This window comes from Streptomyces sp. NPDC014907 (genome assembly GCF_055562975.1).
On the sequence record NZ_JBVHEG010000008.1, the window covers coordinates 14,526 to 39,919 of the forward strand.

The window sequence follows — 25,394 nt, forward strand, 5'->3', positions numbered from 1 at the left end:
CCCGAGGGGCCCGGGGTTCCGGGGGACCCGAGCGACCCGGGTGGCCCGGAGAACCCGGGGAACCCCGGGGCCCGTGGAGGGTCAGACGCGGCCGATCGGGGCCACGACCGCCGAGGTGAGGGCGGCGAGGTCCCCGGGGGAGAGCTCCACCTCCAGGCCGCGCCGGCCCGCCGAGACGCAGATCGTCGCGTGCCCGGAGGCCGAGGCGTCGAGGACCGTACGGAGCCGCTTGCGCTGCCCGAGGGGGGAGATGCCGCCCCGCACGTAGCCGGTGGTGCGCTCCACCGCCGCCGGATCGGCCATCGCCGCGCGCTTGCCGCCGACCGCCGAGGCCAGCGCCTTCAGGTCCAGCTTGCCCGCCACCGGGACCACCGCGACCGTCAGCTCCCCGTCGACGTCCGCCACCAGCGTCTTGAACACCCGGTCGGGGGAGACGCCCAGCGCCTCCGCCGCCTCCTCGCCGTACGAGGGGGCGGCCGGGTCGTGCTCGTACGCGTGCACGGTGAAGGGGGTGCCGGCCGCCGCCAGGGCCACCGTCGCCGGAGTGCCCCCGCCGTTCTTCCTCTGCTTCTTCGCCACGTTCTCCGCCCCGTGTCCTCTCTCGGCTTCTTCCCGGGCCCGGCTCAGTTCGGGTGCGTCGGAGCCTGCGTCAGGTCCACCAGCGGCAGCGACGGCAGGTGCCGCAGCACCGCCGTCTCCGCGCGCAGCAGGGTCAGCTCCTCGCGCAGCCGCGTCACCGTGTCGGGGGCCTCGAGCAGCCGCTGCTTCGACGGCGTGTCGAGCATCGCCGCCGCCGCGACCAGATACGACACCACCGACGGGTCGTCCGGCAGCTCGCTCGTGGTCAGGGAGCGCTCCCGGGCCCCCGCCAGCCGCTTCTGGTAGTTCCGGAAGGCCCGCAGCACCACCTCGGCGAGCGCGCCCGGCTCCTCGCCCGGCTCCTCCGGGATCTCCTCGACCCCGGCCACCAGGAACGGACCGCTCGCGTCGACCGACAGCAGCCTCACCCGGGACGTGCCGGTCACCATCACCTCGAAGCTGCCGTCGGCGCGCTCCCGGATGCTCGCCGCGTCGGCGACGCAGCCGACCCGGTGGAAGGAGCGGATCGGGTCGGGGCCGAACCCGGCGGCCGGGCCCCTGGCGGGCAGCGCCGTCGGGTCCGGCAGCCCGGGCGCGGTCGGCGCGACCTCGTGGCCGTCGCGGATCGCCACGACGGCGAAGCGGCGCGGCTCCGACTCGTCGATCGTGAGCAGCTCGCGCATCATGGCGCGATAACGCTCCTCGAAGACGTTCAGCGGCAGGACGAGGCCGGGGAACAGCACCGCGTTGAGCGGAAAGAGGGGCATGCGGGCGGTGGTCACAGCGGCCAGCCTAATGGCCGACGGGCCCGCCCCGTCCGGCCCGCCCCCGGCGGGGGCCCCGGAGGGGCGTCCGGCGGGCCAGCTCGACCCGCGTCCGGTCCCGCGCGGCCAGGAAACGCAGGAGGGGGTCCCCCCTGCCCGGGCGGAGCCGGGGGTCCGGGGGAAGGCCCTCCGGTACGGCGTCCCGCGCGGAACCCCACGGGAACGAGGTCGCGTACGGGCCGATCCGGCCGAACTCCTCCCGCGCCTCCGCCCACCGCTCCCGCTCCACGAGGACGTGCGCGAGCAGGTTGCGGACCTCGGCCGGCCAGGGGTCGCCCGCCGGGAACGCCGCCGACAGGGCCAGGGCCCGGTCCGCCGCGCGGTCCACCCGGCCCGGGGACCCGGACCCGTCCCGTCCCGGCTCCGTCCGCAGCGCGTCGTGGGCGGCGCGGACCGGCAGCGCCCGTACGAGGGAGCGCGGGGCGGCGTCGTCGGCGGCCCGCTCGGCGAAGTCGAAGGCGGCGCGGTGCGAGCCGTCCCCCTGCGCGGACAGGTACTTCAGCGCCGCGACGTGGGAGCCGTAGTGGTGCGGGGAGCGGCGCACGGCCTGCGCCCAGAGCGTCTCGAAGACGGCTGCCCCGGCCCGCGCGCCGCGCGCGTGGTCCAGGGCGAGCCGCCACGGCACCGGGTCGTGCCCCGCCTCCTCGGCGACCGCCCGGACCAGCGGGTCGAGCTCGCGCAGCCGCTCGGCCCGCGCGGGGGAGTCCCACGCCCTGCGGACGGCGAGCTGCGCCGTGACGAGGAGGGCGTCGGGGTCGCGGGGCGCGGCCGAGACCCACCGGGCCAGCCAGTCGTCCCTCCGGTACGCGAAGGCGGCGAGCCGGACGACGTACCGGTCGCGGTCCTCCCACTCCGCGGCGTCCCGGGTGGTGGCGAGCAGCTTCGCCGCGGGGTCCGGGTCGGCCAGGGCGGCGGCGACCAGGGCGGGGGCGAGCCGCTCGTCCGGGGCGTCGAGCAGCACGTCGTCGTCCGGCACGAGCCCGGCGGCGAGCCGGGGGGCGTGCCGGACCGAACGGACGGTGCCGACCAGGGTGCGGAACAAGGACATGGTGTGACGTATTGTCCCCCGCTCACACCCCCGGCGGCAGCCGGGTCCACCCGGTCACGACAGCACTCTCACCCCGTCGTGACAGCTTCCACACCCTCTTCGCGACGCTCTCCCGCGCGGCGCTCCTCCGCCCCGCGCCCTCCGCCCCGCGTCCTCTCGTCCCGCGCGTGGCCCCCCGCGCCCTCCTCCGCCCCGTCCGCGCGGTGCTCCTCCCCGCGAGGGCCCCTCACCCCCTGCTCAGCAGCCGGGTCGCCCCCGCCGCCACCGTCGTCGCCAGAATCCAGCCCAGCAGGATCAGCCCCGTCACCACCCACTGCCAGGCGCCCTCCAGACGCCAGTAGCCCTCCTGGCCGAGGTTGATCACCGGCAGCAGCAGATCGAGCGCGTACAGCGAGCCGTTCCACTCGGGCGCCTCGTCCGCCTTCAGCGGCACCGGGTGGTAGCGGGAGAAGGCCACCGCGCCCGCCGCCCACAGCACCGCCATCCAGAGCGCCGCCCGCCCCGGCCGGTAGCCGTACGCCACGGCCCAGTCCTGGAGGTACCCCCAGAGCTTCCCGGCCAGGGGCAGCGTCTCCCGTCTGCGCCGCTGCTTGGCGAGCAGCACCTCGCGGGCGTCGGCGTCCTCGCCGCTGTTGCGCAGCACCGTCGCGAGGCGCTCGTACGGCTCGGGGGCGTACTCCGGGGTCGCCGCCGCCACCCACTCCAGCCGGAGCGACAGCGGGAAGCGCTCGTACGGCACCAGGTTCTCGTAGACGAAGCCGCCCATCGCCAGGCCGCCGGGCCCCGGCCAGCTGCTCCACATGTCGAGGAGCGTGACGACCTTGGCGCCGTTGAGCACCACCCGCCCCTCCTCCGGCCGCTCCCCGTTGAACCGCAGCTCCGGTGTGGTGATCCGGCGCAGCGACACCTCCTCGCGGCGGGAGCCGTCCAGCAGGAACCGGGCGTGCTTCAGGTCCACCGCGTCGCCGAACCGTCCGTCGTCGAGCCGCACCCCGCCGTGGAACTCGGTCGGCTTGTCCCGGGTCCCCGGGACGGGCCCGAGGCCGTACGGCGGGGTGGCCGTCGAGTCGACCGTGCCCTCGGCGGCCTCGCGCACCCACGCCGCGTTCAGGTAGAGCGTGCGCTCCACCGTCAGCTGCGGGGCGTTGAGCGCGCGGCGGTCCCGCGCCGCCCGCAGCACGCTGCCGCGCAGGTTGAGCGAGACGCCGACCTGTGCCCCGCGCAGGCTCAGCTCCCCGTACGTCTCGATCCGCTCGGCCTGGAGGTCCTGGGCGACCACCATCCCGTCCGCGGTGATCGCCCGCCCCCGCTGGTCGGGCCACACCTGGATCTCGTTGATCAGCAGGTCGGTGCCGATCTGGGCGTCCGTGAGCCGGATGCCCCACCGCACCCGGCAGCGCGGCAGGTGCAGGTCCCCCTCCGTGTGCAGCCGGGCCGCCTCCAGGCGCGGCAGCGCGCACTCGACCATCCGCAGGGTGCCGAACCGGGCCTCGGGCACCATCACCTCGCCGTCGAACCGGCAGCCGCGCAGCTCCACGTACGGCCCTATGGCCCCGCCCGCCAGGTCCAGCACGCCGGTGACCCGGGCCCCGTACAGCTTCAGCGCCGCCACCCGGCCGGACAGGGCGGGCGGTCCGGCGAGCAGCAGCAGCGCCAGCACCTCGGCGCGCACGCTCCGCTCCTCCCCCCACTCCCATCCCCCGAACGGGTCGTCCCGCTCCGCGACCCCCTCCGTCAGATCGCACGTCCCGCCCACGCGGAACGCCCGCCACAGGGCCCGCTCCGGGCCCGTGAGGTCGTCCGGCATCCCGTCCTCGTGCGGCTCGGTCACTGCCGCCCCCTCGCTTTCCACGATCCGTACCCACGGCTCCGTTCCCCGGGCTCCGTGGATTCGTACAGCCGTTCTTCCCGCTGTGTGACGGGCTGAACGCTAACGGTCAGGAGTGGCGACAAGACGCCAGTGGGGCGTGTATCAGCCAGTGATACGGGCGTCCGGTGCCGTGGGCCGTCTGAGAGAATTGACCCGTGATCTCTCGAATCGATCTGCGCGGCGAGACCCTTCCCGAGGGTTCCGCCCTGCGCGACCTGCTGCCCCGTGCCGAGTTCGACGTGGAAGCCGCCCTGGAGAAGGTGCGGCCGATCTGCGAGGACGTACGGCATCACGGCGCGGCCGCGGTGATCGAGTACGGGGAGAAGTTCGACGGCGTGCGGGTCGGGTCCCTGCGCGTCCCCGCCGGAGAGCTCACCCGCGCCCTCGACGAGCTGGACCCGGCCGTCCGCGCCGCCCTGGAGGAGTCCGTCCGCCGCGCCCGCCTCGTCCACCGCGAGCAGCGCCGCGCCACCCACACCACCCAGGTCGTCCCCGGCGGCACCGTCACCGAGAAGTGGATCCCCGTCGAGCGCGTCGGCCTGTACGTGCCGGGCGGCCGTTCGGTCTACCCCTCGTCCGTGGTGATGAACGTCGTCCCGGCCCAGGAGGCCGGCGTCGAGGGCGTCGCCGTCGCCTCGCCCCCGCAGAAGGAGTTCGGCGGCCTGCCGCACCCCACGATCCTGGCCGCCTGCGCCCTGCTCGGCGTGGACGAGGTCTACGCCGCCGGCGGCGCCCAGGCCGTCGCCATGTTCGCCTACGGCACGGAGGGCACCGGGGACGAGCCCGGCTGCGCCCCCGTCAACCTGGTCACCGGCCCCGGCAACATCTACGTGGCCGCCGCCAAGCGCCTCCTCAAGGGCCGCATCGGCATCGACGCCGAGGCCGGCCCCACCGAGATCGCGATCCTCGCGGACTCCACCGCCGACCCCGCGCACGTCGCCGCCGACCTCATCAGCCAGGCCGAGCACGACCCGATGGCCGCCTCCGTCCTCGTCACCGACTCCGAGGAGCTGGCCGCGGCCACCGAGGCCGAACTGAAGACGCAGGTCGCCGCCGCCAAGCACGTCGACGACCGGATCGTCCCCGCCCTCTCCGGCCGCCAGTCCGCGATCGTCCTCGTCCGCGACCTCGCCGACGGCCTCAGGGTCGTGGACGCGTACGGCGCCGAGCACCTGGAGGTCCAGACCGCCGACGCCGCCGCCGTCGCGGACCGCGTCCGCAACGCCGGCGCGATCTTCGTCGGCCCCTGGGCCCCCGTCTCCCTCGGCGACTACTGCGCCGGCTCCAACCACGTCCTGCCCACCGGCGGCTGCGCCTGCCACTCCTCGGGCCTCTCCGTGCAGTCCTTCCTGCGCGGGGTGCACATCGTGGACTACACGCGCGACGCCCTCGCGGACGTCGCCCGCCACGTGGTGACCCTGGCGGAGGCCGAGGACCTGCCGGCCCACGGCGCGGCGGTCAAGGCGAGGTTCGGATGGAAGGTGCCGGAGACCAAGTGACCGGAATCGACGACCTCCCCGTCCGCGACGAACTGCGCGGCAAGACCCCCTACGGCGCCCCCCAGCTCGACGTCCCCGTCCAGCTGAACACCAACGAGAACCCGTACCCGCTGCCCGAGCCGCTGGTGGCCCGGATCGCGGAACGGGTCGCCGAGGCCGCCCGGGGCCTCAACCGCTACCCCGACCGCGACGCCCTCGAACTGCGCACCGAGCTGGCCCGCTACCTCACCCGCACCGGCGGCCACCCGGTCACCGCCGAGAACGTCTGGGCGGCCAACGGCTCCAACGAGGTCCTCCAGCAGCTGCTCCAGACCTTCGGCGGCCCCGGCCGCACCGCGATCGGCTTCGAACCCTCGTACTCGATGCACTCCCTGATCGCCCGCGGCACCGGCACCGGCTGGATCTCCGGGCCCCGGAACGACGACTTCACCATCGACGTGGCGGCGGCGGAGAGGGCGATCGCCGAGCACCGCCCGGACGTCGTCTTCGTCACCTCGCCCAACAACCCCACCGGCACCGCCGTCGAGGCCGACACCGTCCTCGCCCTGTACGCGGCGGCCCGGGCCGCCGGCCCCTCGATGGTCGTCGTGGACGAGGCGTACGTCGAGTTCAGCCACCGGGACTCGCTGCTGCCCCTCCTGGAGGGCCGCCCGAACCTGGTGGTCTCCCGGACCATGTCCAAGGCGTTCGGCGCCGCCGGGCTCCGCCTCGGCTACCTCGCCGCCCACCCGGCCGTGGTCGACGCCGTCCAGCTGGTCCGCCTCCCGTACCACCTCTCCGCCGTCACCCAGGCGACCGCGCTCGCCGCCCTGGAGCACACCGACACCCTCCTCGGGTACGTCGAACAGCTCAAGGCCGAGCGCGACCGGCTCGTCACCGAGCTGCGGGCGATGGGCTGCGAGGTCACGGAGTCCGACGCCAACTTCGTGCAGTTCGGGAGGTTCCCCGACGCCCACGCCGCCTGGCGGAAGATCCTCGACCGGGGCGTCCTGGTCCGGGACAACGGCGTGCCGGGGCGGCTGCGGGTCACCGCGGGCACCCCCGAAGAGAACGACGCGTTCCTCGACGCGGTCCGTGAATTGATGAAGGAGCAGGAACGATGAGCCGCGTAGGCCGCGTTGAGCGCGCCACCAAGGAGACCTCCGTCGTCGTCGAGATCGACCTCGACGGCACCGGCAGGGTCGACGTGTCGACCGGGGTCGGCTTCTACGACCACATGCTCGACCAGCTCGGCCGCCACGGTCTGTTCGACCTCACCGTGAAGACCGACGGCGACCTGCACATCGACACGCACCACACCATCGAGGACACCGCCCTCGCCCTCGGCGCCGCCTTCCGGCAGGCCCTCGGCGACAAGGTCGGCATCTACCGCTTCGGCAACTGCACCGTCCCGCTGGACGAGTCGCTCGCCCAGGTCACCGTGGACCTCTCCGGCCGCCCGTACCTCGTGCACACCGAGCCCGAGAACATGGCGCCGATGATCGGCTCGTACGACACGACGATGACCCGCCACATCTTCGAGTCCTTCGTCGCCCAGGCCCAGATCGCGCTGCACGTCCACGTCCCGTACGGGCGCAACGCCCACCACATCGTGGAGTGCCAGTTCAAGGCCCTCGCCCGTGCTCTCCGCTACGCCTCCGAGCGCGACCCGCGCGCCGCCGGCATCCTCCCCTCCACGAAGGGCGCCCTCTAGTCGTGAACGGCCTCTCCACCGTCCTGATCGTCGTCGGGCTCTTCCTGCTCGGCGGCATCTACTCCTTCGCCAAGCAGAAGATGCCCAAGGGCCTGATCGTGCTCCTCTCCCTCGGCGCCGCGATGTGCCTCGCCGCCGGAGTGGTCCGTCTGGACGTGTGGGCATGAGCGCGGCCGGAAGCCCCAGGAAGGTCGTCGTCTTCGACTACGGCTTCGGCAACGTGCGCTCCGCCGAGCGCGCGCTCGCCCGCGTCGGCGCCGACGTCGAGATCACCCGCGACTACGAGACGGCCATGAACGCCGACGGACTCCTCGTCCCCGGCGTCGGTGCCTTCTCCGCCTGCATGCGGGGGCTCAGGGAGGCCCGCGGCGACTGGATCGTCGGCCGCCGCCTCGCCGGCGGCCGCCCCGTCATGGGCATCTGCGTCGGCATGCAGATCCTCTTCGCCCGGGGCGTCGAGCACGGCGTGGAGACCGGGGGACTCGACGAGTGGCCCGGCACCGTCGAGCCGCTGAACGCCCCCGTCGTCCCCCACATGGGCTGGAACACCGTCGAGGCCCCCGCCGGCAGCGAGCTGTTCGCCGGGCTCGACGCCGGAGCCCGGTACTACTTCGTGCACTCCTACGCGGTGCGCGAGTGGTCCCTGGAGGTCGGCAACCCCAACATCCGCGCCCCCAAGGTCACCTGGGCCACCCACGGCGAGCCGTTCGTCGCGGCCGTCGAGAACGGCGCCCTGTGGGCCACCCAGTTCCACCCCGAGAAGTCCGGCGACGCCGGAGCCCAGCTCCTCACCAACTGGATCGGAACCCTGTGAGCACTCTCGAACTCCTCCCCGCCGTGGACGTCCGCGACGGCCGGGCCGTCCGCCTCGTGCACGGCGAGTCCGGCACCGAGACCTCCTACGGCTCCCCGCTCGAAGCGGCCCTCGCCTGGCAGAACTCCGGAGCCGAGTGGCTGCACCTGGTCGACCTCGACGCGGCCTTCGGCACCGGCGACAACCGCGAGCTGGTGGCCGGGGTCGCGGGGGCCATGGACATCAAGGTCGAGCTCTCCGGCGGCATCCGCGACGACGCCTCGCTCGCCGCCGCCCTCGCCACCGGCTGCACCCGCGTCAACCTCGGCACCGCCGCCCTGGAGACCCCCGAGTGGGTCGCCAAGGTCATCGCCGAGTACGGCGACCGGATCGCCGTCGGCCTCGACGTGCGCGGCACGACCCTGCGCGGCCGGGGCTGGACCCGCGACGGCGGCGACCTGTACGAGACGCTCGCCCGCCTCGACTCCGAGGGCTGCGCCCGCTACGTCGTCACCGACATCGCCAAGGACGGCACCCTCCAGGGCCCCAACCTGGAACTCCTGAAGAACGTCTGCGCGGCGACCGACAAGCCCGTCGTCGCCTCCGGCGGGGTCTCCTCCCTGGACGACCTGCGGGCCCTGGCCGGCCTGGTCCCGCTGGGCGTCGAGGGCGCGATCGTCGGCAAGGCGCTGTACGCCGAGGCCTTCACCCTCGAAGAGGCGCTCGAAGTGGTGGCCCGCGCATGACGGAGGAGATCCGCAAGGTCACCACCGGCGCCCCCTGGGAGGAGCAGTTCGGCTACTCCCGCGCGGTGGAGCTGCCCAACGGGCTGGTCCTGGTCGCCGGCTGCACGTCGGTGGTCGGCGGCCAGATCGCCGCCGGCGGCCCCTACGAGCAGGCGGTCAACTCCTTCCGGGTGGCCTTCGACGCGCTGGAGCGGCTCGGCCTGGGCGCCGAGCACGTCGTCCGCACCCGGATGTACCTCACCCACGCCCGGGACATAGAGGAGGTCGGCCGCGCCCACAGGGAGCTGTTCGACGCCGTGCGCCCGGTCGCCACGATGATCATCGTCTCCGGCTTCGTCGACCCGAGCCTGGTCGTCGAGGTCGAGGTCGAGGCGTACCGCCCCCAGGGGCGGGGAGGGGAGGGCGCGTGAGTCTCGCCGTACGGGTCATTCCCTGCCTGGACGTGGACGACGGCCGGGTCGTCAAGGGCGTCAACTTCCAGAACCTGCGGGACGCGGGCGACCCCGTCGAGATGGCGAAGCTGTACGACGCCGAGGGCGCCGACGAGCTGACCTTCCTCGACATCACCGCCTCCTCCGGCAACCGGGAGACCACCTACGACGTGGTGCGCCGCACCGCCGAGCAGGTCTTCATCCCGCTCACGGTCGGCGGCGGGGTCCGCTCGGCCGAGGACGTCGACAAGCTGCTGCGGGCGGGTGCCGACAAGGTCGGCGTGAACACCGCGGCCATCGCGCGCCCCGAGCTGATCCGGGAGATCGCGGAGCGCTTCGGCCGCCAGGTGCTCGTCCTGTCCGTGGACGCGCGCCGCACCGCGACCGGCTCCTTCGAGGTCACCACGCACGGCGGCCGCGAGGGCACCGGCATCGACGCCGTCGAGTGGGCGCACCGCGCCGCCGAGCTCGGCGCGGGCGAGATCCTGCTCAACTCGATGGACGCGGACGGCACGAAGGACGGCTACGACACCGAGATGATCACGGCCGTGCGCAAGCACGTGACCGTGCCGGTGATCGCCTCCGGCGGCGCGGGGAAGCTCTCCGACTTCCCGCCGGCCGTCGCGGCGGGCGCGGACGCGGTGCTCGCCGCCTCCGTCTTCCACTTCGGGGACCTGCGGATCTCGCAGGTCAAGGAGACGCTGCGGGAGGCGGGCCACCCGGTCCGCTGAGAACGGTTCCGCTTTCTGGAAGGGCCCCTCCGGGGGCCCTTCTTCTCACCCAATCGTGCAGGATTTCTTTCGCAATTTTAGTTGCGCAACTTTTCTTTCGTATTTAGGGTCAGGGTCATGACCTCACCGGAGAACCGCCGGATCACCGACCTCGGCACCCTCAAGGCCGTCGCGCACCCCCTGCGGATGCGCCTCTACCGCGCCCTCTTCACGGCCCGCACCGCCACCGCCTCCCAGCTCGCCGCCCAGGTCGACGAGGCCGTCTCCCTCGTCAGCTACCACCTGCGCAAGCTCGCCGACCACGGCCTCATCGAGGAGGCCGCGGCCCGGTCCACGGACGGCCGCGAACGCTGGTGGCAGCCCAGCTCGTACGGCTTCAGCATCCACGACGAGGACATGCGCGACGCCCCCGAACTCGCCGCCGCCAACGCCGCCTTCAGCCGCACGGTCGAGGCACAGCGCGCCGAGATGCAGGCCCGCTTCCTCGACGAGCGGCACACCTGGTCCGACGCGTGGCGCACCGCCTCCACCGCCTCCGAGTGGCTGCCCCGCCTCACCGCCCCCGAACTCGCCGGACTCACCGCCGAACTGGACGCCGTCGTCAGGAAGTACGACCAGCGCGCCCGCGCCGCCGAAGAGTCCGGCGACACCGAGGGGCGCGAGAACGTCGCCGTCCACATCCACGCCTTCCCCTACCGCGCATGAGCGCCGCCGTCCTCGCCGCCGCCCCGTCGCGGCCCGCCCACCGCGACCCCCTGGTCCTGCGCTGGCTCGGCGCCCACACCGCCTCCACCCTCGGCGACGCCGTCTACCACCTGGCCCTCTCCTGGGCCGCCGTCCGGGGCGGCACCCCGGCGGAGGCGGGACTCGTGATGGCCGTCTCCGCCGTGCCCCGGGCCCTGCTGATGCTCGGCGGGGGAGTGGTCGCGGACCGCTTCGGTCCCCACCGGGTCGTCATCGCCTCCGACGGCGCCCGCTGCCTCGTGGTCCTCGCCCTGGCCGCGCTCGTCCTGGCCACCGCGCCCGCCCTCTGGGTCCTGGCCGCCGCCGCCCTCGTCTTCGGCGTCCTCGACGCCCTCTTCCTGCCCGCCGTCGGCGCCCTGCCGCCCCGGCTGGCCCCGCGCGACCAGCTCGCCCGCGTCCAGGGCACGCGCGGCCTCGGCCAGCGCGCCGGAGCCGTCCTCGGCGCCCCGCTCGGCGGCCTCGCGGTCGCCCTCGGCGGACCGGGCGCCGCGTTCGCGGCCGCCGGGCTGCTCTTCGCGCTCTCCCTGCCCCTGCTGACCGGGCTCCGCCTGCGCCCGCTGCCCGCCGGCACCGGGACGCGGACCGGGAGGCGCACCGCCCTCGGTGACCTCGCCGACGGCCTGCGCCACCTGCGCGGCCACCGGGTCCTCGGACCCCTCATGATCGTCATCGCGCTCGGCGACCTCGGCTTCGTCGGCCCCCTCAACGTCGGCCTCGTGCTCCTCTCCGACCAGCGCGGCTGGGGCGCCTCCGGCATGGGCTGGGTCCTCGCCGGCTTCGGCACCGGCGCGGCGGCCTCCTCGCTGCTGCTCGGCGTCAAGGGCCGGGTCCCGCGCGCCGGAGCCGTCCTCGGCGGAACCACGGCCCTCGGAGCCGTCTCGGTCGGCGCGCTCGCCCACGCCCCGCTGCTGCCGGCCGCCGTGCTCCTCGCGCTCTCCGTCGGCTTGCTCGCCGGACTCTCCGGAGCACTGGCCGGCGCCCTCCTCCAGACCGAGTGCGACCCCGCGTACCTCGGCCGCGTCTCCGCCGTCGCGAGCCTGTGCAGCCTGGGGTTCGCCCCGCTGGGCTTCCCGCTCACCGGGGCGGCCATCGGCCTCTGGGGCCCCGGGCCGGTCTTCACCGTCAGCGCCGCCGTCTGCGCCCTGGCGGGCGTGTACGCCCTGGCCGTCCCGGCCCTGCGCCACGCCGAACTGCCCCGGGCCTGATCCTCAGATGCCGAGCTGCTTCGTCTCCCGCAACCGCTCGATCGCCCCGGGCTCGCCCTCCAGGGCCACCTTCGCCGCCGACTGGCGCCCGTACAGGTACATCGTCAGCTCGCCCGGCTCCCCGGAGGCCGTCACCACCGGGGCGCCGCGACGGGCCACCACCGTCTGGCCGTCCGGGCGGCGCAGCACCAGGCCCACCGGGGCCCTGCGGCCCAGGAAGCGGGCCGTCCGCTCCAGACGGGACCAGAGGACGTCCGCGAAGACCGGATCGAGCTCGCGGGGCGACCAGTGGGGCTGCGCCCGCCGCACGTCCTCCGCGTGCACGTAGAACTCGACCACGTTCGCCCCCTCGTCCACCTGCTTGACGGCGAAGGGCGAGAACTTCGGCGGTCCCGTCCGGACGAGCCGGATCAGCTCCTCGTACGGCTTGTCCGCGAACTCCGCCTGCACCCGGTCCCGCCGGTCCTTCAGCAGCGGTACGAGCGAGCCGGCCGCCGCGTCCGGGCGCCGCTCCCGCACCACCACATGGGCCGCGAGGTCCCGGGTCCGCCAGCCCTCGCAGAGCGTCGGCGCGTCCGGACCCGCCGCTTCCAACAGGTCAGCCAGCAGAAGCCGTTCACGTTTGGCATGGGTCGACATGTCCGCCAGCCTACGGCGGACGCGGGCGGTCCGCCCAGTGGACGCCCCGCCGGTCACCGCCCCCGGGCGCGGCACAATGGCGCCATGAGCAGCAACCTCGACCCGGCCCTCTCCGCCCGCCTCAAGCGCAGCCCGGACGGGCTCGTCCCCGCCATCGCCCAGCAGTACGACACCGGCGAGGTGCTGATGCTCGGCTGGATGGACGACGAGGCCCTGCACCGCACCCTCACCACCGGCCGCTGCACCTACTGGTCCCGCAGCCGGGGCGAGTACTGGGTCAAGGGCGACACCTCCGGCCACGTCCAGCACGTCAAGTCCGTCGCCCTCGACTGCGACGCCGACACCCTCCTCGTCAAGGTCGACCAGGTCGGGGCCGCCTGCCACACCGGCGCCCGCACCTGCTTCGACGCCGACGTCCTCCCCGTGTCCCAGTAAGGTCCGGTGCCATGGATCTCGAGACCTTCCGCAAGCTGGCGGCCGACCGCCGCGTCATCCCCGTCGGCCGCAGGCTCCTCGCGGACGGCGACACCCCGGTCGGGCTCTACCGCAAGCTCGCCGCCGAACGCCCCGGCACCTTCCTCCTCGAATCCGCGGAGAACGGCCGCAGCTGGTCCCGCTACTCCTTCGTCGGCGTCCGCAGCGACGCCACCCTGACGGTGAAGGACGGCGAGGCCCACTGGCTCGGCACCCCGCCCGTCGGCGTCCCCACGGACGGCGACCCCCTCCAGGCCCTGCGCGCCACCGTCGAGGCCCTCCACACCCCCCGGGACCCGGCGGCCCCGTTCGACGGCGGGCTGCCGCCCTTCACCGGCGGCATGGTCGGCTACCTCGGCTACGACATCGTCCGCCGCCTGGAGAGGATCGGCGAGCACGGCCGCGACGACCTGGAACTCCCCGAGCTGACCATGCTCCTCACCAGCGACCTCGCGGTCCTGGACCACTGGGACGGCACGGTCCTCCTGATCGCCAACGCGATCAACCACAACGACCTGGAGACCGGCGTCGACGAGGCGTACGCGCACGCCGTCGCCCGCCTCGACGCGATGGAGGCCGACCTGGCCCGCCCGGTCGCGGCCGTCCCCACCGCCCTGCCCGCCTCCGAACTGCCCGCGTACTCGGCCCTCTGGGGCGGCCCTGCCTACCGGGACGCAGTCGAGGACATCAAAGAGCGGATCCGGGCCGGCGAGGCCTTCCAGGTCGTGCCCTCGCAGCGGTTCGAGACCCCCTGCACCGCCTCCGCGCTCGACGTCTACCGGGTCCTGCGGGCCACCAACCCCTCCCCGTACATGTACCTCTTCCGGTTCGAGAACGGCTTCGACGTCGTCGGGTCCAGCCCCGAGGCCCTGGTCAAGGTCGAGGACGGACGGGCACTGCTCCACCCCATCGCCGGCACCCGGCACCGGGGCGCCACCCCGCAGGAGGACCACGACCTCGCCGAGGAACTGCTCGCCGACCCCAAGGAGCGCGCCGAGCACCTCATGCTCGTCGACCTCGGCCGCAACGACCTCGGCCGGGTCTGCGTGCCCGGCTCCGTGGAGGTCGTGGACTTCATGTCGGTCGAGCGCTACTCCCACGTCATGCACATCGTCTCCACCGTGACCGGCCGGGTCGCGGAGGACCGCACCGCCTTCGACGTCCTCACCGCCTGCTTCCCCGCCGGGACGCTCTCCGGCGCCCCCAAGCCCCGCGCCATGCAGATCATCGAGGAGCTGGAGCCCTCCCGGCGCGGCCTGTACGGCGGATGTGTCGGTTATCTCGACTTCGCCGGCGACGCGGACACCGCCATCGCCATCCGTACCGCCCTGCTCCGCGACGGCACCGCGTACGTGCAGGCCGGGGCGGGCGTCGTCGCCGACTCCGACCCGGCGGCCGAGGACGACGAGTGCCGCAACAAGGCCGCCGCCGTCCTCCGGGCCGTCCACACCGCCAACCGGATGAAAAGCTCCTGAGCCCGTGGGGGATAGTGGGTACGTGAGCGCCGTACCCGTACCCCAGCCCCGGGCCGCCCGCGCGGCCGCCCCCTCCGGTGGCCGTCGCAGCCTGGCCGCGGCCCTCCTCCTCGGCGCCCTCGGCGCCACCGTCGTCCTGCTCTCCGCCGGACAGACCTGGGCGGAGGGCACCGCGTCCGTCGGCGGCGGCAGCGTGCCCGTCGAGGCCGACGGCGGCACCGTCACCGGTGTGCCGACCGCCCTCGCGATCGTCGGCCTCGCCGCGCTCTTCGCCGTCTTCGCGGTCCGCCGCGCCGGCCGCACCCTCGTCGCCGCGCTCCTCGCGCTGAGCGGCGCGGGTGCCGTCCTCGCCGCCGTCCTCGGCGCCTCCGACCGGGCCGCCCTGGACGCCGAGGCCGCCCGGATCAGCGGCGACACCTCCGCCGCCGTGGCCGGCCTGACCCACACCGCCTGGCCCTACGTGACCGCCGCGGGCGCCGCCCTCCTCCTCCTCGCCGGCCTCCTCGCACTCCGCTTCGGCGGGAGCTGGCCCGCCATGGGAGGCCGCTACGAGCGGACCGGCGCCCCCCGCGCCGGACGCGGGGCCCCCGCCACCGTCCCGGACCGGCCCGAGGACCTGTGGAAGGCCCTGGACCGGGGCGAGGACCCCACCCGCGGCGCGTGACCCGGGGGCCGGCCGCGACGCGTGATCGTCCGGGCACCCCCGATTCACCCCCGCGACCCCGCGTGCGGGACAATGAGCGCCGAGTGTCCGCGCACGCGAGACCTCACCACCGAGCAACAGCAACGAGGAGCAACTCATGGCGGGCAGCGCCCACGGACACACCCCGGCCGCCTGGACCGGTGTCATCATCTCCTTCATCGGCTTCTGCATCGCCGGGGTCTTCATGGTGGCCGCCAACGTGCCCGGTTTCTGGGCGGGCATCGGCGTCGTCCTGCTCGGCGGGGCCGTCGGCGGCGCGATGAAGCTCGCGGGCCTCGGCATGCCGAAGGAGTCGGCCGACGTGACCGCCGCCCGCGAGGCCGCGACCACGTCCGCGCGGGCCCGTCACTGACACCGCACCACGCACCCGAGGGCGCATCCCGGCACGGCCGGGCTGCGCCCCCGCGCGTCAGGGGCGAGAATCGGCGCGTGGACGCGCATCCGACACCCGACACGGCGACCGGCCCCGCCCCCCGCACCCGGTCGGCCGAACCCGCCGGCACGAATGTCGGGGACCCCGCGACGGCCTCCGCCGGACCCCGGCCGCACCCCGGCCCCCCGCTGCCGCCCCCGCCCCCGCCGCCCCGGTCACGGGCGCGCCGGCTCCTCGCGCCGGCGGGGACGATCGCCGGGGTCGTCGCGGCGTTCGCGTACGTCGGGGCCGTCGACCCCAACGAACCCGGCCACTACCCGGTCTGCCCGCTGCTCCGCCTCACCGGCGTGTACTGCCCCGGCTGCGGCGGACTCCGCAGCGCCCACGCCTTCGCCCACGGCGACCTCCCGGCCGCCCTCGGCTCCAACGCCCTCGCCGTCGCCGGCTACGCCGTCTTCGCCGTCTTCGCCGCCGTGTGGCTGGTTCGCGCCTTCCGCGGGCTGCCCACGCGCCTCACGGTCCCCCCGGCCCTGTGGTGGGCGGCCGGAACCGTCCTGGCCCTCTTCACCCTGGTCCGCAACCTTCCCCTCGGCTCCGCGCTGGCCCCCTGAGGGCCCCCGGGGCCCCGGCGGAACGTCCCAGCAGATGGGACGCCGATCCGGCCGATGCGGGCCGGAAGCCGTCCTGCGGATAGGATCGACGTGGCTGAACCCGCTTCGTCATCACCGTCCCGGAAGGGGGCCCTCGCGTGAGTGTGCTCGACGAGATCATCGAAGGCGTCCGCGCCGACCTCGCAGAGCGGCAGGCGCGGGTCACCCTCGACGAGCTCAAGGAGCGCGCCGCCAAGGCCCCGCAGGCCAAGGACGGCGTCGCCGCGCTGCGCGGCGACGGCGTCAAGGTGATCTGCGAGGTCAAGCGCTCCAGCCCGTCCAAGGGCGCGCTCGCCGCGATCGCCGACCCGGCCGCCCTGGCCGCGGACTACGAGGCGGGCGGCGCGGCCGTCATCTCCGTCCTCACCGAGGAGCGCCGCTTCGGCGGCTCGCTCGCCGACCTGGAGACCGTCCGCGCCCGGGTCGACGTCCCGGTCCTGCGCAAGGACTTCATCGTCACCGCCTACCAGCTCTGGGAGGCCCGCGCGTACGGAGCCGACCTGGCGCTCCTCATCGTCGCCGCCCTGGAGCAGGAGGCCCTCGTCTCCCTCATCGAGCGCGCCGAGTCCATCGGGCTCACCCCGCTGGTCGAGGCGCACGACGAGGAGGAGGCCGAGCGCGCCGTCGAGGCGGGCGCCCGGATCATCGGCGTCAACGCCCGCAACCTCAAGACCCTCAAGGTCGACCGTTCGACCTTCGAGCGCGTCGCCCCCGAGATCCCCGCGCACATCGTCAAGGTCGCCGAGTCCGGCGTCCGCGGCCCGCACGACCTCATCGCCTACGCCAACGCGGGCGCCGACGCCGTCCTCGTGGGCGAGTCCCTGGTGACCGGCCGCGACCCCAAGGCCGCCGTCGCGGACCTGGTCGCCGCCGGCGCCCACCCGGCCCTCCGGCACGGCCGGAACTGACCGGCCCGTGACGCCCCGCCACGACACGCCGACGCCCCCGGGTACCGCCCGGGGGAACGCCGCCGTGCCCGTGCCGCCGGCGCCCGGACGCCTCGCCCGGCTCCGCACCGCCGCCGCCCCCCTCCCCGCGCACGCCCCCCTGGCCCGGGGCTGCCGCCCGCGCGGCTGCCGCGCGCCCGCACGCCGGGTCCTCGGCCGCCGGGTGCGGTACGTGATCGGCGACGAACCCGGCCAGGTCAACGGCATGCGATGGCGCCCGCGCCCCGCGCGCTTCCCCACGTAGTACGACGACGCCCGGGACGCGTTCCGGAGGTCCCGTCCGCCCCTCCCCGGGCGGACGCGGCCGCGACGCCGGAACGCGCCCCGGCCGCGGTCCGGGCACCGGCCCCGTCGTGCGCACGCGAGCGGCTCGCGCGCCCATCGTGACCACCACCCGCACGTGATCCCGGGGCACCCGCCCCGCGAGGAGCAACCGCATGTCCAGCGAGTTCTTCATCCCCGACCTGGAGGGCCAGGTCCCCACCGCCGAGGGCTACTTCGGCGCCTACGGCGGCAAGTTCATCCCGGAGGCCCTGGTCGCCGCCGTGGACGAGGTCGCCGTCGAGTACGACAAGGCGAAGGACGATCCCGAGTTCGCCCGCGAGCTGAACGACCTGATGGTGAACTACACGGGCCGCCCGAGCGCCCTCACCGAGGTCCCCCGGTTCGCCGTGCACGCCGGCGGTGCCCGGATCTTCCTCAAGCGCGAGGACCTCAACCACACCGGCTCGCACAAGATCAACAACGTGCTCGGCCAGGCCCTCCTGACCAGGCGCATGGGCAAGACCCGGGTCATCGCGGAGACCGGCGCCGGACAGCACGGCGTCGCCACCGCCACCGCCTGCGCCCTCTTCGGGCTCGACTGCACCATCTACATGGGCGAGATCGACACGCGGCGCCAGGCGCTCAACGTGGCCCGGATGCGGATGCTCGGCGCCGAGGTCGTCGCCGTGAAGTCCGGCAGCCGCACCCTCAAGGACGCCATCAACGAGGCCTTCCGCGACTGGGTCGCCAACGTCGACCGGACGCACTACCTCTTCGGCACCGTCGCCGGCCCCCACCCCTTCCCCGCCATGGTCCGCGACTTCCACCGCGTCATCGGCGTCGAGGCCCGCCGCCAGGTCCTGGAGCGCGCCGGACGCCTCCCGGACGCGGCGGTCGCCTGCGTCGGCGGCGGCTCCAACGCCATCGGCCTCTTCCACGCCTTCGTCCCCGACGCCGGCGTGCGCCTGATCGGCTGCGAGCCGGCCGGCCACGGCGTCGAGACCGGCGAGCACGCGGCCACCCTCACCGCGGGCGAGCCCGGCATCCTGCACGGCTCGCGGTCGTACGTCCTCCAGGACGAGGAGGGCCAGATCACCGAGCCGTACTCGATCTCGGCGGGCCTGGACTACCCCGGCATCGGCCCCGAGCACGCGTACCTCAAGGACAGCGGGCGCGGCGAGTACCGCGCCGTCACCGACGCCGCCGCCATGCGGGCGCTGCGGCTGCTCTCCCGCACCGAGGGCATCATCCCGGCCATCGAGTCGGCACACGCCCTCGCCGGGGCGATCGAGGTCGGCGAGGAGCTGGGCCCCGAGGGCCTGATCGTCGTCAACCTCTCCGGGCGCGGAGACAAGGACATGGACACGGCCGCCCGCTACTTCGGCCTGTACGACACCGACGCCGAGGTGCCCGCGGACGGCGGCGCCGACGGCACCGCCGAGATCGAGGGGGACGCCGAGTGAGCGGCAACATCCAGCTTCTGAGCGACACGCTCGCCAAGGCGAAGGCGGAGGACCGGGCCGCGCTCATCGCCTACCTGCCGGCCGGCTTCCCGACCGTCGACGGCGGCATCGCGGCGGTCAAGGCCGTCCTCGACGGCGGCGCGGACGTCGTCGAGGTCGGCCTGCCGCACAGCGACCCCGTCCTCGACGGCCCGGTCATCCAGACCGCCGACGACATCGCCCTGCGCGGCGGCGTCAGGATCGCCGACGTCATGCGCACGGTCCGGGAGGCCCACGCGGCCACCGGCAAGCCGGTCCTCGTCATGACGTACTGGAACCCGATCGACCGGTACGGCGTCGAGCGCTTCACCGGGGAACTGGCCGCCGCGGGCGGCGCGGGCTGCATCCTGCCCGACCTCCCGGTCCAGGAGTCGGCCCTCTGGCGCGAGCACGCGGAGAAGCACGGCCTCGCGACCGTCTTCGTCGTCGCGCCCAGCAGCAGGGACGAGCGCCTCGCCACCATCACGGCGGCCGGGTCCGGCTTCGTCTACGCCGCCTCGCTCATGGGCGTCACCGGCACCCGCGCGTCGGTCGGCGCGCAGGCGTCCGACCTCGTCCGCCGCACCCGGGCCGCCGTCGCCCCCGGCCGGGACCTGCCCGTCTGCGTCGGGCTCGGCGTCTCCGACGCGGCCCAGGCCAGGGAGGTCGCCGCCTTCTCCGACGGCGTCATCGTCGGCTCCGCCTTCGTGAAGCGGATCCTCGACGCCGGCGACGACACCGCCGCCGGACTCGCCGCCGTAAGGGAACTGGCGGCCGAACTCGCCGAGGGCGTCCGCCGCGCCCCGTAACCCGTTCGGATGGATTCGGCACCGGGGAGGCGCGCACGTGCCTCCCCGGTTCGTTTCCCAGGGCGTGAGCGAGAACAACCGTGGTGACGGTAACCGGAACGCGCGGGAGCGCCTTCAGCAGCAGCGCGAGCGCGACAGGGCCCGCGACCGGCAGCGACGCGTCCTGATCGTGTCGTCGGCGGTGGTCGGCGTCCTCGCCCTGGCGGCGGTCGTCGGCGTGATCGCCGCCAACGCCGGCAAGGACGACGGCCCCTCCGGGGCCGGTCCGGTGGTCGCGCCGACCGGCTCCGTCGAGGACGACAAGCCCGCCATCCCCACCGGCAGGGCGGACGCCCCGTCCACCCTCGCCGTCTGGGAGGACTTCCGCTGCCCGGCGTGCGCCCAGTTCGAGAACGTCATGCGGGACTCCATCCACGAGCTGGAGGCCTCCGGCGCCCTCAAGGCCGAGTACCACCTCGCCACCCTCATCGACGGGAACATGGGCGGCAGCGGCTCCCTGCGCGCGGCGAACGCCGCGGCGTGCGCCCAGGACGCGGGGAAGTTCACCGCGTACCACGACACGCTCTACATCAACCAGCCGCAGGAGACCGACGACGCCTTCGGGAAGAACGGGAAGCTGATCGAGCTGGCGGCGAAGGTGCCGGGGCTCGACACGCCGGCGTTCCGCGCGTGCGTGGAGAACGGCACGCACGACGCCTGGGTGAAGAAGTCCAACGAGGCCTTCCAGAAGGGCGGCTTCCGGGGCACCCCGACCGTCCTCCTCAACGGGGAGCCGGTCTTCCCGACGAAGGGGAACGAACAGATCTCCCCGGAGAACCTGAAGAAGTGGGTCGCCGAGGCCAACAAGGGCAAGAAGCCCGGCACGGCCTCCTCGCCGGCGGGCTGAGCCGCCCCGGCTGTCCCGTTCCGGCCACCCGGCCCCGGGCGGAGCACCCCCGCCCCGGCCGGTCCGGCGCCCCGGCACCCCCGCCCCGGCCGGTCCGGCGCCGACGTCCCCCTCCGGCGTCCCGACCCGGCCGGGGCGCCCCCGGTCCGCCGCCCCGGTCCGCCTCCGCCGGGGCGGCCCGGCACGGTTAGTTACCCAGAAGTTGCCGGACGGACTGCCGTCCCGCCCGGCCGGCAGGGTAGCGTCGGACCTGCCATGGACCTTGCCTACATTCCCAGCCCGTCGACCGGCGTGATCCACCTCGGACCGATCCCGCTGCGCGGCTACGCCTTCTGCATCATCATCGGTGTCTTCGTCGCCGTCTGGTACGGCAACAAGCGCTGGATCGCCCGGGGCGGCACCGCCGGCACCGTGGCCGACATCGCCGTCTGGGCGGTGCCCTTCGGCCTCGTCGGCGGACGCCTCTACCACGTGATCACCGACTACCAGCTGTACTTCGGCGAGGGTGAGAACTGGGTCGACGCCTTCAAGATCTGGGAGGGCGGCCTCGGGATCTGGGGCGCCATCGCGCTCGGCGCGGTGGGCGCCTGGATCGGCTGCCGCCGCCGGGGCATCCCGCTCCCCGCGTACGCCGACGCCATCGCGCCCGGCATCGCCCTCGCCCAGGCCATCGGCCGCTGGGGCAACTGGTTCAACCAGGAGCTGTACGGCCGGCCGACCGACCTGCCCTGGGCCCTGAAGATCACCGAGAGCGCGAACCGCGAGGCCGGGACCTACCACCCGACCTTCCTGTACGAGTCGCTCTGGTGCGTCGGCGTCGCCCTCCTCGTCGTCTGGGCCGACCGCCGCTTCAGGCTCGGCCACGGACGCGCCTTCGCGCTCTACGTCGCCGCGTACTGCGCGGGCCGCGGCTGGATCGAGTACATGCGCGTGGACGAGGCGCACCACATCCTCGGCCTGCGCCTGAACGTGTGGACGGCGATCGTCGTCTTCGTGCTCGCCGTGCTCTACATCGTGGTCTCGGCGCGGACGCGGCCGGGACGCGAGGAGGTCGTGGAGCCGGGCGCCGTGGAGAAGGTCGTGGAGAAGGCCGTGGAGACGGAGCCGATCGAGGCCGGGAAGACCCCCGGCGACGAGGCGGCGGACGAGCCCGGCGACGACGCGGAGAACCAGCCCGGCGGCGGGGCGGCCGACGACGCGCGCGGCGCGGCGGACGACGGGCCGGAGGACGCGGCCCCCGACGCCCCCGCCCGGACCCGCCTCGACAAGGACGTGGAGCACGGCGCGGGCAGGAGCTGACCGACCGTGGCCGGAAGGGCCGCCGGGACCGATGGGGTCCCGGCGGCCCTTCCGCGTACGGGGAGCGGCACGGGCCGGGACGGAAGTTCTCCACGGTCACGTCGGCCCCGGCGGCGGGCGCGAGGAGGGTGTCGCGGCCGCCGGGCGCGGACAGGCCGAGGGTGATCGTCCGCTTGTTGCGGCCGAGGACCTTCCACCACGGGCCGACGCCGGCCTTGAGGGGCCGTGGCCCGGGACGGGGTGGGCTTGCGGGGGTGCTCCACCTTGACGGCGTCGGCGCCGGAGCCGCCCGGCACCATGGCCGCCATGGGGCCGGCGAAGAGGGTCGCCGGGTCCAGGACGCGCGGTCCGTGGAGGGGAGCGGCGGGACCGGCGGCCGGTGCGCCGCCCGGTGCGGGAGCGGTCATACGGGATCGGTCTCCAGGGTCTCGGGGGAGCGGAAGGCGGCCTCGATGTCGACGCGGTACGGCATCGAGGCCGACGCGCCCTCGCACCGCACGGAGAGCGCGGCGGCGGTCTGCGCCCAGGCGAGGGCCTCCGGGACGGGGCGGCCCTCGCCGAGGGCGACCGCGAGGGCGCCGGCGAAGGTGTCGCCCGCCCCGGTGGTGTCCACGGCCCGGACGCGGGGGGCGGGCACGGCGACCGGTTCGGCGCCGCGCGCCGCGTACAGGCTGCCGGCCGCGCCCAGGGTGACCACCACGGCGGGCACGTCCCGCAGCAGGGCCTCCGCGGCGGCGCGCGGGTCGGTGAGGCCGGTGAGGGCGGCCGCCTCGTGCTCGTTCGGCACCAGCAGGTCGGTGGCGGCGAGGAGCTCGGGCGGGAGGGGACGCGCGGGGGCGGGGGTGAGGACGGTGCGGACGCCGAGCCGGCGGGCGGCCGCGGCGCCCTCCACGACGACGGAGAGGGGGAGTTCGAGCTGGAGCAGCAGGAAGTCGGCGGTGCCGATGAGGGCCTCGTCGCCGGGGGAGAGGGCGGTGACGGCGCCGTTGGCCCCGGGGACGACGACGATCGCGTTGCCCCCCTCGTCGTCCACCACGACGTGGGCCGTGCCGGAGGGTCCGTCAACGGTGCGCAGCAGGTCGGTGTCCACCGCGCAGTGCTCCAGGGTGGCCCGGAGCCGTACCCCGAAGTCGTCCGTGCCGACCGCGCCGATCATCGCCACCTCGGCGCCGGCGCGGGCGGCGGCCACGGCCTGGTTGGCGCCCTTGCCGCCGGGGACCGTGCGGAAGGAGCGGCCGGTGACGGTCTCGCCGAGGGCCGGGGCCCTGGGCACGCGGGCGACGAGGTCCATGTTCGTGCTGCCGAGCACGACGATGCTGGTCATGGGCGTACTTCCTCCAGGTGTGCCAGTTCGGCCAGGGCGTCGAAACCGGTGCCGTCGAAGGACGGGACGGAGGACGCGAGACGGTTCTCGAGGGGCGGGGTCCAGCGTTCGGGCAGCCGGACGGGACGCCCGGCGAGCAGCCCGGCCACCGAACCGGCGGTGGCGCCGTTGGAGCCGGTGTCCCGTCCGCCCGGGACCGCCGCGCAGACGGAGCGGGAGAAGTCGCCGTCTGCGTGGGTGGGGGCGGCGGCGAGCAGGGCGGTGTGGGGGACGGCATGCACCCAGTGGTACCCGCCGCCCGCCGCGTACCGGCGGGCCGCCGGTACGCGGGCGTCGCGGCCGTCCTCGGCCGCCTGCCGGAGTTCGTGGCCCACCGGGTCCTCCGGCTGCACCCGGGTCACCCGGAGGTTCACCGGTCCGCGTCCGTCAGCGCCGCGAACGCCGACTCGTGCGCCCGGCGCGCCTCCGTGTCCCGTGCGAAGACCTCGCGGGCGACCCCGGCCAGGGCCCGCGCCGGGGCGTGCGGATCGAGGCGGCTCGCCTCCGTGACCCGCTTCGCCCAGTCGGCGGGCACGGCCCGCTCGCCGTGCAGCGCGCCGACGATCGCGCCCGCCATCGTGGCGATCGAGTCGCAGTCCCGGCCGTAGTTGACCGCGCCCAGGACCGTGCGACGGAAGTCGCCCTCGCCGACGAGCAGCATCCCCAGGGCGATCGGCAGCTCCTCGATCGAGTGGAGCCGGGAGGGGCGCCGGGCGCCGAGGGACGGCGAACGGTAATCGGGGCCGACCGTGTCGAAGGGGGCCACCGCCTTGCGGAGGGGAGCGAGGGCGGACTCGAAGTCCGTGTACCGGGAGGCGGTTTCGGCGACCGCCTCGATGGCCGCCTCCGTCCCGTCCTTCGCCAGTGACAGGGCGGTGTCCACCACCGAGACCGGGGTGGCGCCCGGCGCGCAGGCCGCGGCCACCGCTGCCGCGAACACGCCCGCCGCCTCCCGGCCGTACGAGGACTGGTGCGCGCCCGTGACGTCCAGGGCCTCGGCGTAGGCGGCCCGCGGATGGGCCGCGTTCACGAGTCCGACCGGGGCCATGTACATCGCGGCGCCGCAGTTGACGATGTTGCCGTTGCCGGCCTCGCGGGGGTCCACATGGCCGTAGTGGAGCCGGGTCACGACCCACTTCTCGGCGAGGAAGAGCCGCTGGAGGGGCAGCGCCTCGGCCTCCGGCTCCGGAATCCAGACGGGGGAGTTCATGAGTTCGGGGACGAGGTGGTCGGCGACCGCGTACGCGTCGAGGTGGCCGCGGACCTTCTCGTACACCCGGATCAGGGCGTGGGTCATCAGGGTGTCGTCGGTGACGTGCCCGTCGCCCCTGTGGTACGGGGCGACGGGGCGGGCGGTGCGCCAGTCGCCGCCGCTCCAGGGCCCGACGATCCCGGTGACGCGGCCGCCGTGGCGCTCCAGGATCTGTTCGGGGCTGTAGCCCTCGACGGGGCCGCCGAGCGCGTCGCCGACGGCGGCCCCGAGGAGGCTGCCGGTGATCCGGTCATCCAGACCGGGTACGTCCAGGGTGCGGGTCATGCCGGAATTGTCCACCTGGGGAGGCCGGTTCCCGGCTCCCGGCAGCCCGGCGAGTTCCACCGGGTCCGTCCCCGCGAGCCGGGGCGGCGCGCACCCCGCGAGCGTCCGGCGGGCCTCGCGCCGGCTCGCCGGGACCGGACGGCCGCCGCCGAGCGCCCCGGCGAGCGCGCCCGCGAGCGCCGGGGCCGAGTCCGCCACCCGGGAGAGGCGGGCGGCGACCGGGACCGCGGCCGGCACCTCGCCCCGGGCGGCGCGGTGCCGGGCGGCGGGCCACCCCGCCGCGTCGCCCGCGGCGAGGTCGAGGAGCGCCCCCCTCGCCCGTTCCCGCGTG

At 75.0% G+C, this 25,394-nt stretch carries 28 protein-coding genes and 2 pseudogenes; 21 read left to right on the forward strand and 9 right to left on the reverse strand.

Annotation, left to right across the window (positions count from 1 at the left end; translation table 11 throughout):
- Positions 1–81: 81 nt before the first annotated feature.
- From ybaK to ACZ3IL_RS20965, 4 genes are all read right to left on the reverse strand, one after another.
- Positions 82–579: a Cys-tRNA(Pro) deacylase gene (gene ybaK / locus ACZ3IL_RS20950; protein ID WP_467392087.1), complete on the reverse strand. Its 498-nt coding sequence runs from the start codon at positions 577–579 to the stop codon at positions 82–84.
- Positions 580–623: 44 nt separating this feature from the next.
- Positions 624–1,361 carry an LON peptidase substrate-binding domain-containing protein gene (locus ACZ3IL_RS20955; RefSeq protein WP_467392089.1) on the reverse strand — a complete coding sequence of 246 codons (738 nt, stop codon included), beginning with the start codon at positions 1,359–1,361 and terminating at the stop codon, positions 624–626.
- A gap of 10 nt (positions 1,362–1,371) precedes the next feature.
- Positions 1,372–2,451: a hypothetical protein gene (locus ACZ3IL_RS20960; protein WP_467392091.1), complete on the reverse strand. Its 1,080-nt coding sequence runs from the start codon at positions 2,449–2,451 to the stop codon at positions 1,372–1,374.
- Between the two features lie 226 nt (positions 2,452–2,677).
- Entirely contained in the window at positions 2,678–4,282 is a 1,605-nt protein-coding gene (locus ACZ3IL_RS20965) for an oxidoreductase (RefSeq protein WP_467392093.1), read from the reverse strand.
- 194 nt (positions 4,283–4,476) lie between these two features.
- Between ACZ3IL_RS20965 and hisD the strand changes: the two genes are divergently transcribed.
- The 10 genes from hisD to ACZ3IL_RS21015 all read left to right on the forward strand — a co-directional run bounded on the left by hisD (position 4,477) and on the right by ACZ3IL_RS21015 (position 12,163).
- On the forward strand, positions 4,477–5,820 hold the full coding sequence (gene hisD, locus ACZ3IL_RS20970; RefSeq protein ID WP_467392095.1) for a histidinol dehydrogenase: 1,344 nt from the start codon (positions 4,477–4,479) through the stop codon (positions 5,818–5,820).
- Positions 5,817–6,923: a histidinol-phosphate transaminase gene (locus tag ACZ3IL_RS20975; protein WP_467392097.1), complete on the forward strand. Its 1,107-nt coding sequence runs from the start codon at positions 5,817–5,819 to the stop codon at positions 6,921–6,923. The genes hisD and ACZ3IL_RS20975 overlap by 4 nt, the downstream gene beginning before the upstream one ends.
- Positions 6,920–7,513 carry an imidazoleglycerol-phosphate dehydratase HisB gene (gene hisB / locus ACZ3IL_RS20980; protein WP_467392099.1) on the forward strand — a complete coding sequence of 198 codons (594 nt, stop codon included), beginning with the start codon at positions 6,920–6,922 and terminating at the stop codon, positions 7,511–7,513. The genes ACZ3IL_RS20975 and hisB overlap by 4 nt, the downstream gene beginning before the upstream one ends.
- A gap of 2 nt (positions 7,514–7,515) precedes the next feature.
- On the forward strand, positions 7,516–7,680 hold the full coding sequence (locus tag ACZ3IL_RS20985) for a hypothetical protein (protein ID WP_388691510.1): 165 nt from the start codon (positions 7,516–7,518) through the stop codon (positions 7,678–7,680).
- Positions 7,677–8,327, forward strand: a complete 651-nt coding sequence (gene hisH, locus ACZ3IL_RS20990; RefSeq protein ID WP_467392101.1) for an imidazole glycerol phosphate synthase subunit HisH — start codon at positions 7,677–7,679, stop codon at positions 8,325–8,327. The genes ACZ3IL_RS20985 and hisH overlap by 4 nt, the downstream gene beginning before the upstream one ends.
- Entirely contained in the window at positions 8,324–9,052 is a 729-nt protein-coding gene (gene priA / locus ACZ3IL_RS20995; RefSeq protein ID WP_467392103.1) for a bifunctional 1-(5-phosphoribosyl)-5-((5-phosphoribosylamino)methylideneamino)imidazole-4-carboxamide isomerase/phosphoribosylanthranilate isomerase PriA, read from the forward strand. The genes hisH and priA overlap by 4 nt, the downstream gene beginning before the upstream one ends.
- The gene (locus ACZ3IL_RS21000) at positions 9,049–9,462 is read left to right on the forward strand and encodes a RidA family protein (protein WP_467392105.1); all 414 of its coding nucleotides are present in this window, start codon (positions 9,049–9,051) and stop codon (positions 9,460–9,462) included. Before priA ends, ACZ3IL_RS21000 begins: the two co-directional genes overlap by 4 nt.
- Positions 9,459–10,214, forward strand: coding sequence for an imidazole glycerol phosphate synthase subunit HisF (hisF, locus tag ACZ3IL_RS21005; protein WP_467392107.1), 756 nt, complete (start codon positions 9,459–9,461; stop codon positions 10,212–10,214). The genes ACZ3IL_RS21000 and hisF overlap by 4 nt, the downstream gene beginning before the upstream one ends.
- Before the next feature lie 117 nt (positions 10,215–10,331).
- A complete protein-coding gene (locus tag ACZ3IL_RS21010; RefSeq protein WP_467392109.1) occupies positions 10,332–10,919 on the forward strand; it encodes a helix-turn-helix domain-containing protein in 588 nt (195 codons plus the stop codon).
- Entirely contained in the window at positions 10,916–12,163 is a 1,248-nt protein-coding gene (locus ACZ3IL_RS21015) for an MFS transporter (protein WP_467392111.1), read from the forward strand. The genes ACZ3IL_RS21010 and ACZ3IL_RS21015 overlap by 4 nt, the downstream gene beginning before the upstream one ends.
- Before the next feature lie 3 nt (positions 12,164–12,166).
- On the opposite strand, the gene ACZ3IL_RS21020 is transcribed toward ACZ3IL_RS21015, so the two are convergent.
- Positions 12,167–12,802 carry a TIGR03085 family metal-binding protein gene (locus ACZ3IL_RS21020; RefSeq protein WP_467392113.1) on the reverse strand — a complete coding sequence of 212 codons (636 nt, stop codon included), beginning with the start codon at positions 12,800–12,802 and terminating at the stop codon, positions 12,167–12,169.
- An 84-nt stretch (positions 12,803–12,886) separates the two neighbouring features.
- Here ACZ3IL_RS21020 and hisI point away from each other — a divergent pair, with 84 nt between their 5' ends.
- The 11 genes from hisI to lgt all read left to right on the forward strand — a co-directional run bounded on the left by hisI (position 12,887) and on the right by lgt (position 22,163).
- Positions 12,887–13,237 (forward strand): phosphoribosyl-AMP cyclohydrolase, encoded by a 351-nt coding sequence (gene hisI / locus ACZ3IL_RS21025; protein WP_356543510.1) that lies wholly within the window; start codon positions 12,887–12,889, stop codon positions 13,235–13,237.
- An 11-nt stretch (positions 13,238–13,248) separates the two neighbouring features.
- Positions 13,249–14,751: an anthranilate synthase component I gene (locus ACZ3IL_RS21030; protein ID WP_467392115.1), complete on the forward strand. Its 1,503-nt coding sequence runs from the start codon at positions 13,249–13,251 to the stop codon at positions 14,749–14,751.
- 22 nt (positions 14,752–14,773) lie between these two features.
- Entirely contained in the window at positions 14,774–15,415 is a 642-nt protein-coding gene (locus ACZ3IL_RS21035; RefSeq protein ID WP_467392117.1) for a TIGR02234 family membrane protein, read from the forward strand.
- A gap of 136 nt (positions 15,416–15,551) precedes the next feature.
- A complete protein-coding gene (locus ACZ3IL_RS21040; RefSeq protein WP_467392119.1) occupies positions 15,552–15,806 on the forward strand; it encodes an HGxxPAAW family protein in 255 nt (84 codons plus the stop codon).
- Positions 15,807–15,883: 77 nt separating this feature from the next.
- On the forward strand, positions 15,884–16,438 hold the full coding sequence (locus ACZ3IL_RS21045; protein ID WP_467392121.1) for a DUF2752 domain-containing protein: 555 nt from the start codon (positions 15,884–15,886) through the stop codon (positions 16,436–16,438).
- A gap of 137 nt (positions 16,439–16,575) precedes the next feature.
- Positions 16,576–17,385 carry an indole-3-glycerol phosphate synthase TrpC gene (trpC, locus tag ACZ3IL_RS21050; RefSeq protein WP_467392123.1) on the forward strand — a complete coding sequence of 270 codons (810 nt, stop codon included), beginning with the start codon at positions 16,576–16,578 and terminating at the stop codon, positions 17,383–17,385.
- Positions 17,386–17,455: 70 nt separating this feature from the next.
- Positions 17,456–17,668, forward strand: coding sequence for a tryptophan biosynthesis modulator TrpM (trpM, locus tag ACZ3IL_RS21055; protein ID WP_467392487.1), 213 nt, complete (start codon positions 17,456–17,458; stop codon positions 17,666–17,668).
- 193 nt (positions 17,669–17,861) lie between these two features.
- Positions 17,862–19,151 (forward strand): tryptophan synthase subunit beta, encoded by a 1,290-nt coding sequence (trpB, locus tag ACZ3IL_RS21060; RefSeq protein ID WP_467392125.1) that lies wholly within the window; start codon positions 17,862–17,864, stop codon positions 19,149–19,151.
- The gene (trpA, locus tag ACZ3IL_RS21065) at positions 19,148–19,978 is read left to right on the forward strand and encodes a tryptophan synthase subunit alpha (RefSeq protein ID WP_467392127.1); all 831 of its coding nucleotides are present in this window, start codon (positions 19,148–19,150) and stop codon (positions 19,976–19,978) included. Before trpB ends, trpA begins: the two co-directional genes overlap by 4 nt.
- Positions 19,979–20,042: 64 nt before the next feature.
- Positions 20,043–20,864 (forward strand): DsbA family protein, encoded by an 822-nt coding sequence (locus tag ACZ3IL_RS21070; protein ID WP_467392129.1) that lies wholly within the window; start codon positions 20,043–20,045, stop codon positions 20,862–20,864.
- Between the two features lie 255 nt (positions 20,865–21,119).
- The gene (gene lgt / locus ACZ3IL_RS21075; RefSeq protein ID WP_467392131.1) at positions 21,120–22,163 is read left to right on the forward strand and encodes a prolipoprotein diacylglyceryl transferase; all 1,044 of its coding nucleotides are present in this window, start codon (positions 21,120–21,122) and stop codon (positions 22,161–22,163) included.
- A 73-nt stretch (positions 22,164–22,236) separates the two neighbouring features.
- On the opposite strand, the pseudogene ACZ3IL_RS21080 reads toward lgt, so the two are convergent.
- The 4 genes and pseudogenes from ACZ3IL_RS21080 to ACZ3IL_RS21095 all read right to left on the reverse strand — a co-directional run.
- Positions 22,237–22,570, reverse strand: a pseudogene (locus ACZ3IL_RS21080) (CoA transferase); the annotation flags it as partial.
- Positions 22,567–23,487 carry a ribokinase gene (gene rbsK / locus ACZ3IL_RS21085; protein ID WP_467392133.1) on the reverse strand — a complete coding sequence of 307 codons (921 nt, stop codon included), beginning with the start codon at positions 23,485–23,487 and terminating at the stop codon, positions 22,567–22,569. The gene rbsK and the pseudogene ACZ3IL_RS21080, both read right to left, overlap by 4 nt.
- Positions 23,484–23,948 (reverse strand): annotated as a pseudogene (locus ACZ3IL_RS21090) (ADP-ribosylglycohydrolase family protein); the annotation flags it as partial. The gene rbsK and the pseudogene ACZ3IL_RS21090, both read right to left, overlap by 4 nt.
- The gene (locus tag ACZ3IL_RS21095; RefSeq protein WP_467392489.1) at positions 23,897–25,063 is read right to left on the reverse strand and encodes an ADP-ribosylglycohydrolase family protein; all 1,167 of its coding nucleotides are present in this window, start codon (positions 25,061–25,063) and stop codon (positions 23,897–23,899) included. The pseudogene ACZ3IL_RS21090 and the gene ACZ3IL_RS21095, both read right to left, overlap by 52 nt.
- Positions 25,064–25,394 lie beyond the last annotated feature (331 nt).